10 protein-coding genes and 1 tRNA gene are annotated in these 11,325 nt (G+C 59.1%); 9 read left to right on the forward strand and 2 right to left on the reverse strand.

Annotation, left to right across the window (positions count from 1 at the left end; genetic code table 11):
* Nucleotides 1-11 precede the first annotated feature (11 nt).
* The 8 genes from ACIPO9_RS25650 (at nucleotide 12) to ychF (ending at nucleotide 6,851) form a co-directional block, all read left to right on the forward strand.
* Entirely contained in the window at nucleotides 12-1,739 is a 1,728-nt protein-coding gene (locus ACIPO9_RS25650) for a tetratricopeptide repeat protein (RefSeq protein ID WP_274132722.1), read from the forward strand.
* A gap of 3 nt (nucleotides 1,740-1,742) precedes the next feature.
* Entirely contained in the window at nucleotides 1,743-2,360 is a 618-nt protein-coding gene (lolB, locus tag ACIPO9_RS25655; RefSeq protein WP_274132724.1) for a lipoprotein insertase outer membrane protein LolB, read from the forward strand.
* Between the two features lie 2 nt (nucleotides 2,361-2,362).
* Nucleotides 2,363-3,229, forward strand: coding sequence for a 4-(cytidine 5'-diphospho)-2-C-methyl-D-erythritol kinase (gene ispE, locus ACIPO9_RS25660; protein WP_274132726.1), 867 nt, complete (start codon nucleotides 2,363-2,365; stop codon nucleotides 3,227-3,229).
* Nucleotides 3,230-3,265: 36 nt separating this feature from the next.
* Nucleotides 3,266-3,340 (forward strand) — tRNA-Gln (locus ACIPO9_RS25665).
* Between the two features lie 47 nt (nucleotides 3,341-3,387).
* Entirely contained in the window at nucleotides 3,388-4,329 is a 942-nt protein-coding gene (locus ACIPO9_RS25670) for a ribose-phosphate pyrophosphokinase (RefSeq protein WP_037018241.1), read from the forward strand.
* A gap of 140 nt (nucleotides 4,330-4,469) precedes the next feature.
* Complete coding sequence (locus ACIPO9_RS25675; protein ID WP_274132728.1) at nucleotides 4,470-5,069, forward strand: 50S ribosomal protein L25/general stress protein Ctc; 600 nt, start codon at nucleotides 4,470-4,472, stop codon at nucleotides 5,067-5,069.
* Between the two features lie 75 nt (nucleotides 5,070-5,144).
* Nucleotides 5,145-5,729 carry an aminoacyl-tRNA hydrolase gene (gene pth, locus ACIPO9_RS25680; protein ID WP_274132729.1) on the forward strand — a complete coding sequence of 195 codons (585 nt, stop codon included), beginning with the start codon at nucleotides 5,145-5,147 and terminating at the stop codon, nucleotides 5,727-5,729.
* Between the two features lie 21 nt (nucleotides 5,730-5,750).
* Nucleotides 5,751-6,851, forward strand: a complete 1,101-nt coding sequence (ychF, locus tag ACIPO9_RS25685; RefSeq protein WP_274132731.1) for a redox-regulated ATPase YchF — start codon at nucleotides 5,751-5,753, stop codon at nucleotides 6,849-6,851.
* Between the two features lie 367 nt (nucleotides 6,852-7,218).
* Here the strand turns inward: ychF and ACIPO9_RS25690 are convergent, their stop codons facing one another.
* On the reverse strand, nucleotides 7,219-7,794 hold the full coding sequence (locus tag ACIPO9_RS25690) for a hypothetical protein (protein ID WP_274132733.1): 576 nt from the start codon (nucleotides 7,792-7,794) through the stop codon (nucleotides 7,219-7,221).
* Nucleotides 7,795-8,045: 251 nt separating this feature from the next.
* Nucleotides 8,046-8,921: a glycine betaine ABC transporter substrate-binding protein gene (locus ACIPO9_RS25695; protein WP_274132735.1), complete on the reverse strand. Its 876-nt coding sequence runs from the start codon at nucleotides 8,919-8,921 to the stop codon at nucleotides 8,046-8,048.
* Nucleotides 8,922-9,242: 321 nt separating this feature from the next.
* On the opposite strand from ACIPO9_RS25695, the gene ACIPO9_RS25700 reads away from it, so the two are divergent.
* Nucleotides 9,243-11,279 (forward strand): FAD-dependent oxidoreductase, encoded by a 2,037-nt coding sequence (locus ACIPO9_RS25700; RefSeq protein ID WP_400784178.1) that lies wholly within the window; start codon nucleotides 9,243-9,245, stop codon nucleotides 11,277-11,279.
* The last annotated feature ends 46 nt before the right edge of the window (nucleotides 11,280-11,325 follow it).

Raw genomic sequence — 11,325 nt, forward strand, 5'->3', positions numbered from 1 at the left:
CCCTCTTCTATATGAATAAATCGTCCGCGTTGTTCCTTGCCCTAGTCGTTCTCGGTGGCTGTCAGTCGACGCCTCCCGCATCCTCGCAGCCGCCGGCTGCGGCGAAGGAAACGACGCCCGCGCCCGAGGCCAAGCCGCAGGTCTACGGATCGTTCACCCAGGACACCGTCGTCAGCCTGCTGACTGCCGAGCTTGCCGGGCAGCGCAACCGCTTCGACATTGCGCTGGACAACTACGTGACCCAGGCCATCCAGACCCAGGATCCGGGCATTTCCGAGCGAGCCTTCCGCATTGCCGAGTACCTGGGCGCCGATCAGGCCGCCCTGGACACCTCGATGATCTGGGCGCGCAACGATCCGACCAACCTGGAAGCCCAGCGCGCGGCCGCTATCCAGCTGGCCCGGGCCGGTCGCTACGACGACGCCATGCGCTACATGGAAAAGGTGCTGCAGGGTCAGGGCGATACCCATTTCGACTTCCTCGCCCTGTCGGCTGCGGAAACCGACTCCAACACCCGCAAGGGCCTTCTGGCCAGCTTTGACCGGCTGCTGGCCAAGTACCCGAAAAACGGCCAGTTGATCTTCGGCAAGGCGCTGCTGCTCCAGCAGGAGGGCGACAGCAATGCGTCCCTCAAGCTGCTCGAAGACAACCCGCCGGGCGAAGGCGAAGTCGCGCCGATCCTGTTGCGCGCACGCCTGCTGCAAAGCATGAACCGCGGCAAGGAAGCGATTCCGCTGCTGGAAAAGAGCATCAAGAAGTACCCGGACGACAAGCGTCTGCGCCTGACTTACGCGCGCATGCTGGTGGAACAGAACCGCATGGAAGACGCCAAGGTGCAGTTTTCCAATCTTGTTCAGCAATACCCCGATGACGACGAACTGCGTTATTCGCTGGCGCTGGTGTGCCTGGAGAACAAGGCCTGGGATGAAGCCCAGGGCTATCTCGAAGACCTGGTCGCCCGTGGCAGCCACGTCGATTCGGCTCATGTGAACCTTGGCCGCATCTACGAAGAGCGCAACGACCCGCAAAACGCCTTGAGCGAGTACGCCCAGGTCGGGCCGGGCAACGATTACCTGCCGGCGCAATTGCGTCAGGCTGACATCCTGATGAGCAACGGCAACACCGCCGAGGCCTCCAAGCGCCTGGCCCAGGCCCGTGCCGATCAGCCCGATTACACGATTCAACTGTACCTGATCGAAGCTGAAACCCTGACCAACAACAATCAGAGCGACCGTGGCTGGCAAGTGCTGACCCAGGCGTTGAAGCTGTATCCGGACGATCTGAACCTGCTGTACACCCGCGCGATGCTGGCGGAGAAGCGCGACGACCTGAAGCAGATGGAGACCGACCTGCGGGCGATTCTCAAGCGCGAGCCGGACAACGCCATGGCGCTCAATGCGCTGGGCTACACCCTGTCCGACCGCACCACGCGCTATGCCGAAGCCAAGGAACTGATCGAACGCGCCCACCAGCTCAATCCCGAAGACCCTGCGGTCCTCGACAGCCTGGGCTGGGTCAATTATCGCCTGGGCAACCTCGACGAGGCCGAGCGCCTGCTGCGCGAAGCCCTGGAGCGCTTCCCCGACCACGAAGTCGCGGCGCACCTGGGCGAAGTGCTCTGGGCCAAGGGCGAACAGCGCGAGGCACGCAAAATATGGGGCAAGGCCCTGGAACAACAACCTGACAGCCCGGTCCTGCGCAGCACGCTCAAGCGCCTGACCGGCTCCGAGACCCTCTGATTTATGTCTTTGCGCCACCTGATCGCTTTCACCCTCATCGCCCTGCTCGCCGGTTGCGCAGGGGTCACCCCGCGCGAAGCTGTACAAGGCACGGGCGACGCCGCCAAATGGCGGGTCAACAAAGAACAGCTCACCCGCCTCGATGGCTGGGAGATCAACGGCAAGGTCGGCATTCGCGCGCCGAAGGATTCCGGCAGCGGTACGCTGTACTGGCTGCAACGCCAGGATTATTACGACATTCGCCTCTCCGGCCCCCTGGGCCGCGGTGCAGCACGCCTGACCGGGCGCCCTGGCGCCGTCTCGCTGGAAGTCGCCAACCAGGGCCGCTATGACGCGCCCGATCCCGAAACCCTGCTCAAGGATCAACTGGGCTGGAGACTACCGGTTTCGCATCTGGTGTGGTGGGTGCGCGGCCTGCCCGCCCCCGAAACCAAGAGCAGCCTGACCCTGGACGGCGACAGCCGCCTGTCGGGTCTTGAGCAGGATGGCTGGCAGATCGAGTACCTGAGCTACACCGAGCAAAACGGTTACTGGCTGCCCGAGCGGATGAAACTGCACGGCCAGGACCTGGACGTCACGCTGGTCATCAAGGACTGGCAACCACGCAAGCTGGGGCAATGATCATGTCGCTGCCTGTTCAAGACGCACCCCGCCTGACCCTCCCCGCGCCGGCCAAACTGAACCTGATGCTGCACATTCTTGGCCGCCGCGAAGACGGCTATCACCAGCTCGAAACGATTTTCCAGTTTCTGGACTACGGCGACGAGTTGAGTTTCGCCCTGCGCGAAGATGGTGAAGTGCGCCTGCAAACGGAAATTGCCGACGTCCCTCACGACAGCAATCTGATTGTCAAAGCGGCTCGCGCCTTGAAAGAACAATCGGGTTGCACGCTTGGCGTGGACATCTGGCTTAAAAAAATCCTGCCCATGGGCGGGGGCATCGGTGGCGGAAGCTCCGATGCAGCGACGACTTTGCTGGGGCTCAATCATCTCTGGCAACTGGGCTGGGATGAAAATCGCCTGGCGGCGCTGGGGCTCAAGCTGGGGGCTGACGTGCCGGTTTTCGTGCGCGGACACGCCGCATTTGCTGAGGGCGTGGGCGAAATCCTTACCCCTGTAACCCCCGAAGAACCGTGGTATGTCGTGCTCGTGCCGCAAGTATCTGTAAGTACAGCAGAAATTTTTTCAGATCCACTGTTGACACGTGACACTCCTCCCATTAAAGTGCGCCCCGTTCCCAAGGGAAACAGTCGAAATGACTGCTTACCGGTTGTAGCAAGGCGTTATCCAGATGTACGTAACGCTTTGAATTTGTTAGGTAAATTTACCGAAGCAAAATTAACCGGAACTGGAAGTTGTGTGTTTGGGGCCTTCCCAAACAAAGCTGAAGCTGATAAAGTCTCGGCCCTTCTTACAGAGACCCTTACAGGGTTTGTAGCAAAGGGAAGCAACGTTTCGATGTTGCATCGCAAGTTACAGACACTGCTCTAAGAGAACCGAATGCCAGGCATTCGTTGCAACAGATACAGGGGCGTCGCCAAGCGGTAAGGCAGCAGGTTTTGATCCTGCCATGCGTTGGTTCGAATCCAGCCGCCCCTGCCATTTTCCTATAGTCATCCAGGCATACCCTAAGCCTCCAGGTACTGCGCGTGTCCAAGATGATGGTCTTTACGGGGAACGCCAACCCCGATCTGGCTCGGCGTGTCGTACGTCAGCTGCATATCCCTCTCGGTGACATCTCTGTCGGAAAATTCTCCGACGGCGAGATTACCGCTGAGATCAATGAAAACGTTCGCGGTAAAGACGTCTTCATTATTCAGCCGACCTGCGCTCCGACCAACGATAACCTGATGGAACTCGTCGTGATGGCTGATGCCTTCCGTCGTTCCTCGGCTACTCGTATCACTGCTGTTATTCCTTACTTTGGTTATGCCCGCCAGGATCGCCGTCCGCGTTCCGCTCGCGTGGCTATCAGCGCTAAAGTGGTTGCGGACATGCTCACCGTCGTCGGTATCGACCGTGTGCTGACCGTTGACCTGCACGCTGACCAGATTCAAGGCTTCTTCGATATTCCGGTAGATAACATCTACGGCTCCCCGGTTCTGGTGGATGACATCGAAGACCAACGCTTCGAAAACCTGATGATCGTGTCCCCGGATATCGGCGGCGTCGTGCGTGCACGTGCTGTTGCCAAATCCCTGGGCGTGGATCTCGGGATCATCGACAAGCGCCGTGAGAAGGCCAATCACTCCGAAGTGATGCACATCATCGGTGACGTCGAAGGCCGTACCTGTATTCTCGTCGACGACATGGTCGACACCGCCGGCACCCTGTGCCACGCGGCCAAGGCCCTGAAAGAACACGGCGCAGCCAAGGTTTTTGCCTACTGCACCCACCCTGTTCTGTCGGGTCGCGCGATCGAGAACATCGAAAATTCCGTGCTGGACGAACTGGTGGTGACCAACACCATCCCGTTGTCCGCTGCAGCACAAGCCTGTGACCGTATCCGCCAGCTGGATATCGCACCGGTAGTCGCTGAAGCGATGCGTCGCATCAGCAACGAAGAATCGATCAGCGCGATGTTCCGCTAAGGGCCCTGCCCTTTCGAATCATCCGTTGACGAAAAGCGCCCCGCCCCGACACTCATTGTCGGGGCGGGGCTTTTTTGCCCATACCGAGTCTGGCGCTGGTCGCAAACGCCAACCGGTAATGGCTATTTTGGAGATACAAAATGACTGATTTCACTCTGAACGCCCAAGCGCGTACTGACCTGGGGAAAGGTGCGAGCCGCCGCCTGCGTCACGCCGCCAGCATCCCTGCCGTAGTTTACGGTGGTGACAAAGCCGCTGAATCCCTGACCATCGTGGCCAAGGAAATCGCCAAACTGTTCGAAAACGAAGCGGCCTACAGCCACGTTATCGAACTGAACGTTGACGGCAAAAAGCAAAACGTCATCGTCAAGGCCATGCAGCGCCACCCAGCCAAGCAGTTCATCATGCACGCTGACTTCATCCGTGTTGTCGCTGGCCAGAAACTGACTGCCAAGGTTCCGGTTCACTTCATCAACGAAGAAGCCCCGGTCAAGAAAGGCGGCGAAATCTCGCACGTAGAAAACGACATCGAAGTTTCCTGCGAAGCCAAAGACCTGCCTGAGTTCATCGAAGTCGACCTGGCCAACGCTGAAATCGGCACCATCATCCACCTGTCGGACCTCAAAGCTCCGAAAGGCGTTGAATTCGTGGCCCTGGCGCACGGTGACGACAAGGCAGTTGCCAACGTTCACGCTCCACGCGTTGCTCCTGAAGAAGCTGAAGAAGGCGCTGCCGAGTAATCTTTACTCGCACGCCGGTTGACCGGGTGACGGTATTCGCTATCGTCACTCGCAACCCAAGGAAGAGCCCCTGACGTGACCGCCATCAAACTGATCGTCGGCCTGGGAAACCCCGGCCCCGAATACGAACAGACCCGGCATAACGCAGGGGCTCTTTTCGTTGAACGCATTGCCAGCGCACAGCGTGTCAATCTGACCGTTGATCGCAAGTATTTCGGTCTTGTGGCTAAATTCAGCCATCAGGGCCAGGACGTTCGTCTGCTGATTCCCACCACCTACATGAACCGCAGCGGCCAGGCCGTGGCGGCACTTGCCGGTTTCTTCCGCATCAAGCCTGAAGAAATCCTGGTGGCACACGACGAACTCGACCTGCCTCCGGGCGTTGCCAAGCTCAAGCTGGGCGGCGGCCATGGCGGGCACAACGGGTTGCGCGACATCATTGCGCAACTGGGTAATCAGAACAATTTCCACCGCCTGCGGCTTGGCATCGGCCACCCGGGCGTCGCCAGCATGGTTTCTAATTTCGTCCTGGGTCGTGCGCCACGCGCCGAACAGGAAAAACTCGATGCCAGCATCGACTTTGCCCTCGGCGTGCTGCCGGATGTATTCGCCGGCGACTTCGCCAAGGCGATGCGCGTCCTGCACAGCCAGAAGGCCTGACATCACTCGAGGGGAAACATCATGGGATTCAACTGCGGCATCGTCGGCCTGCCCAACGTCGGCAAGTCCACCCTGTTCAACGCCCTGACCAAATCCGGTATCGCGGCAGAGAACTTTCCCTTCTGCACCATCGAGCCGAACAGCGGCATCGTGGCCATGCCCGACTCCCGCCTTCAGGCGCTGGCGGACATCGTCAACCCCAAGCGCATCCTGCCGACCACGATGGAGTTCGTCGACATCGCAGGCCTGGTAGCCGGTGCGTCCAAAGGTGAAGGCCTGGGCAACAAGTTCCTGGCCAACATCCGCGAAACCGATGCCATCGCCCACGTGGTTCGCTGCTTCGAAGACGAGAACGTGATTCACGTCTCCAACAGCGTCGACCCGAAACGCGACATCGAGATCATCGATCTGGAACTGATCTTCGCCGACCTCGACAGCTGCGAAAAACAGCTGCAGAAAGTTGCCCGTAACGCCAAGGGCGGCGACAAGGACGCAGTGGTCCAGAAAGGCCTGCTGGAAAAACTCATCGCCCACTTCACCGAAGGCAAGCCTGCGCGCAGCCTGATGAAGAACATGGGTGTCGATGAGAAAGCCGTCATCAAGGGCTTCCACCTGCTGACCACCAAGCCGGTCATGTACATCGCCAACGTCGCCGAAGACGGCTTCGAGAACAACCCGCACCTGGACGTGGTCCGCGCCATCGCCGAAGAAGAAGGCGCAATGCTGGTGCCGGTCTGCAACAAGATCGAAGCAGAAATCGCCGAACTCGAAGACGGTGAAGAGAAAGACATGTTCCTCGAAGCCCTGGGCCTCGAAGAGCCAGGCCTGAACCGCGTGATCCGTGCCGGTTACGAGATGCTGCACCTGCAGACCTACTTCACCGCAGGCGTCGAAGAAGTCCGCGCCTGGACCGTCCGCGTCGGCGCCACCGCGCCACAGGCCGCTGGCGTGATCCACACCGACTTCGAAAAAGGCTTCATCCGCGCCGAATGCGTCGCCTACAACGACTTCATCCAGTACAAGGGCGAAGCCGGTGCCAAGGAAGCAGGCAAATGGCGCCTGGAAGGCAAGGACTACATCGTCAAGGACGGTGACGTGCTGCACTTCCGTTTCAACGTCTGACGTACTTCGTGGGATTCCACGGTGCGTGAAAGATCTCCCCCGTTATCGCCAAGCGATACGGGGGTTTTGCGTTTTAGAGCCTCTGATATCGGGTGACAGAAAGTCAGCATAAAGATGCTGTTACGACCAATGGGATCGGCAGCTTTGAGAGATGAACATAAAAAAACCTTGATCCCATTCCACTGATAGTGGAAGATATTTTTGCGCATATGCGTAAACCAAAGGGTGGTTACAGGGATCTTCGGATCGCACCCCGTTACTGGGACACCAGTTCGCCGAGCGCGACGTGAGAACGACCTGCCCCGTTGATGCATGCATCAACGGCTGAGAATCCCTCCTTGAGAGGGATTCGCCGTTTCTGGGCCAGTCATTTCCTCTTGGGATAGCGATTCCGAACCTCTTTGGGGAATTGGCCGTTCGGTTTCTTAAGAGCGTCGACTGCGATCTTGAAGATGCTGAAACCTTTTCTTCTGATCGGTACCCCAGGCGAACCTTCACCTGACCTCGCAAAAAATGCGCTGGTGACATGGATCCGCAAAACCCGGTTTTCTCGAAAAACAGCCATGCAGATCTTGAATGGTTCTACCTCACCGCTCGCGTTATTCATGACATCCATGGTGAAAAAGCTTTCGCCCTGGGTCAGGTAGACAGTCGCGCCGGCCAATTTTTCGAGCGCGCTGCGCAGTTGTCGGGAGGTTTCATAGCGCTCAATGCAAACCAGGCGGCTCTCACGCCCATCAGCGTATTTCAGTGGAATGTTCTGTTCCGTGTCATCTTTGGTGAAGCAATGCAGCCCGTAAGTGACGACGAAGCGGATCGGATCCTTCCCCGCTTCTTTGCGTAGCAGGACTTCGTGACAGTCCAAGTGACCAAGATCATACGACGTTCCAGCATGTTCAAACGACTCCCAATGCTGGATAGCGTCAACGTGAAATTTCGCCAAGCTCAGTCCTCGAGCGCATTGTAATCATCTGATTTTACAAGGCTCTGGTGGGTCGTCGGCTGACGCAAATGTAACTGGGCGGTTGGTGCATGATCTTCTCACCGCAGACCTGAAGATGACGCAGATATTGCCTGACAGGCTGTTGGCCAAGTCCCCAAAGGTATTGATAAGGCGAGAAACAAGATTCCGGCGCTGCAAAAAAGCCCCGATATCGCGAGATGTCGGGGCTTCTTCGTTACCGCAGATAATCGTTATTGCGCGCTGGCAAACATCGCCTGGTAACGCGCCTTGTTGGCGGCGTAGTAATCGGCCACGACCTTGTCTGCGCTGCTTTCACGCGCGGCCAGCATCAGCTTTTCCAGATCTTCCTTTGGAATCTTGAAGTTGGCGAAGAAGTGAGCGACGTCGGCGTGTTCGGCGGAGAAGCCTTTGCGGGCGATGGCGTGGATCTGCTCGGTGCCGCCCAGTGCGCCTTTAGGGTCAGCCAGGTAACGCAGCGGATATTTGGAGAACATCCAGTGCGGGCTCCAGGCGTTGACCAGCGACCACTTGCCGCGTTTGAGGTTGCGGTCCAGTTCGCTGAGCATGCCCGCTTCGCTTGAGGCGACCATCTTGTAGCCATTGAGCTTGTAGTCGTCGATCGCCTTGAGGGTGACCTTGTACTGGCCGTTGCCCACCTCGGAAGTGAGGATCTGTCCGCTGAACTTCTCGCGGATGCCGGGCTTGTTCAGGTCCTCGATACTGGCGACTTCGCTTTCCGGCACGATGTCCGGCACCGCCATGCCGATGCGGCCTTCATACAACACGCCCAGATCTTCCAGACGATCCTTGTATTTGTCGTAGAACGGCTTGTGGGTGTAGGGCAGCCAGACCATCGGAATCAGGTCGATGCTGCCGTTGGCCAGTGCCTGAAACTGGATACCGATGTCGGCTTGCACCAGTTTGACGGGCTGCTGCAGATGATCCTGCAGAGCGGCCGAGGCCAGTTTCACTGCGATTTCGGTGTCCGACCAGTTGACCCAGCCAATCTTCACAGGCTCGGCCGCCTGGGAAAACATCGACACTGTCGCCAGGGCCATGCCGGCAAGCCAGCGGCTTGTCTTGGTCTTGAACGCGCAATTATTCATCTAGGGCTTCTCCTTTGGTTCTTCTATGTGTGGTGGAGCTGGCAGTGAAAAAGGCAGGCATTCGGCCTATCAAAGCAAAATGCCACACCGCGTTCAAACGACTAAAACGCTGCGTCGAATGAATCCAGGTAATGAGTGAGCTACGTATCGGTCTCCTCGTCTTCAGGACGCTGTATCGCCTGTTCTGAACGGATCTTAGCCATGGTTTTCGGGCCGGGCAAGCAAAATGTACACCTGTGTTTTAGAGATTGACACCTGTGAACATTCGATCCTAATGTTATGCCAGACCGAGCCTGATGTTCCTCCAAGAGAGCACCGATAATGTCCACCGATCCGCTTCTGCAGCCCTACCAGATCAAGCACCTGACCCTGCGCAATCGCATCATCACCACCTCCCACGAACCGGCGTATCCGGTGGACGGCATGCCCAAGGACCTTTATCGCGCCTACCACGTGGAGCGCGCCAAGGCCGGTGTGGCGCTGACCATGACCGCAGGTTCGGCCGCGGTGTCGCGGGACAGTCCGCCGGTGTTCAACAACGTGCTGGCGTACAAGGATGAGGTGGTGAAGTGGATGAAGGACCTGACCGACGAGTGCCACGAACACGGCGCGGCGGTGATGATCCAGTTGACCCACCTGGGCCGTCGCACGCGCTGGGACAAGGCCGACTGGTTGCCGGTCGTTTCGCCTTCGCACCGTCGCGAAGCCTCGCACCGCTCGTTCCCGAAGAAGCTGGAAGACTGGGACATCGACCGCATCATCAAGGACTATGTCGATGCCGCGGAACGCATGAAGGCCGCAGGCCTGGATGGCCTGGAGCTGCAGGCGTACGGGCATCTGATGGATCAGTTCTGGTCGCCGTTGACCAACGATCTGGACGGCCCGTACGGCGGCTCGCTGGAAAACCGCATGCGCTTCACCTTCGATATCCTGAGCGGCATTCGCAAGCGTTGCGGTGAGGACTTTTTGCTGGGCGTCCGCTACACCGGCGATGAGGACCTGGCGGGCGGCTTCAACGCTGAAGAAGGCATAAAGATTTCCCACATGCTCAAGGACAGCGGCCTGGTCGATTTCCTCAACGTGGTGCGCGGGCACATCGACACCGACGCAGGCCTGACCGACGTGATTCCGATTCAGGGCATGCGTAACGCGGCGCACCTGGATTTCGCCGGCGAAATTCGTGCATCCACCGGCTTCCCCACTTTCCATGCAGCGAAGATTCCGGACGTGGCCACCGCGCGCCACGCCATCGCCTCGGGCAAGGTCGACATGATCGGCATGACCCGCGCGCACATGACCGATCCGCACATCGTGCGCAAGATCATCGAGAAACGCGAAGAAGACATCCGCCCCTGTGTCGGCGCCAACTACTGCCTGGACCGCATCTATCAGGGCGGCGCGGCGTATTGCATCCACAACCCGTCCACCGGGCGTGAAACCACCATGCCCCATGAGATCCCCAAGGCGGCGAAACCGCGCAAGGTGGTGGTGATCGGCACAGGGCCCGCCGGGCTTGAGGCGGCGCGGGTCGCGGGTGAACGCGGGCATCAGGTGACGGTATTCGAAGCGGCGGATCAGCCGGGCGGGCAGATTCGCCTGACGGCGCTGTCGGAACGTCGTCGGGAGATGATCAGCATCATCGACTGGCGCATGACCCAGTGCGAACGCCTGGGGGTCAAATTCAATTTCAATACATGGGCCGAGGCCGACACCGTGCTGGCCGAAGAGCCGGACGTGGTGATCGTCGCCACCGGCGGCCTGCCTGACACAGAAGTGCTGAGCAGCGGCAACGAGCTGGTGGTGTCGGCCTGGGACGTGATTTCCGGCGACGTGAAGCCCGGCAAGAACGTGCTGATTTTCGATGATGCGGGCGACCATGCCGCGCTTCAGGCTGCGGAATTGATCGCCAAAAGCGGCGCGACGCTTGAAGTCATCACCCCGGACCGTTCGTTCTCGCCGGAAGTGATGGCGATGAACCTCGTGCCGTACATGCGGGCGCTGCAGGACCTGGACGTGACCTTCACCGTGACCTACCGGGTTGATCGGGTTGAGCGCCAGGACGGCAAACTGGTTGCGCATCTGGGCAGTGATTATGGGCCGGTGAACAAACATCGGGTCGTTGATCAGGTGATCGTCAACCACGGCACCCTTCCGCTGGACGATCTGTATTTCGACCTGCGCCCTCACTCGCTCAACGATGGGGCCGTGGAGCAGCACGACCTGATCGCCGGCAACGCGCAAAACATCGTGACCAACCCCGATGGGCGCTTCCAGCTCTTCCGGCTCGGCGACGCCGTCGCGGCACGCAACACCCACGCCGCGATCTACGACGCACTGCGGTTGGTGAAGGATCTCTGAAAACGTCACCCGCCCTGCCGACGCTGCCCCGTAGCAGCACGGCTTG

This window comes from Pseudomonas sp. NPDC090203 (genome assembly GCF_044746765.1).
In the GTDB taxonomy this organism is placed as follows: domain Bacteria; phylum Pseudomonadota; class Gammaproteobacteria; order Pseudomonadales; family Pseudomonadaceae; genus Aquipseudomonas; species Aquipseudomonas putida_AD.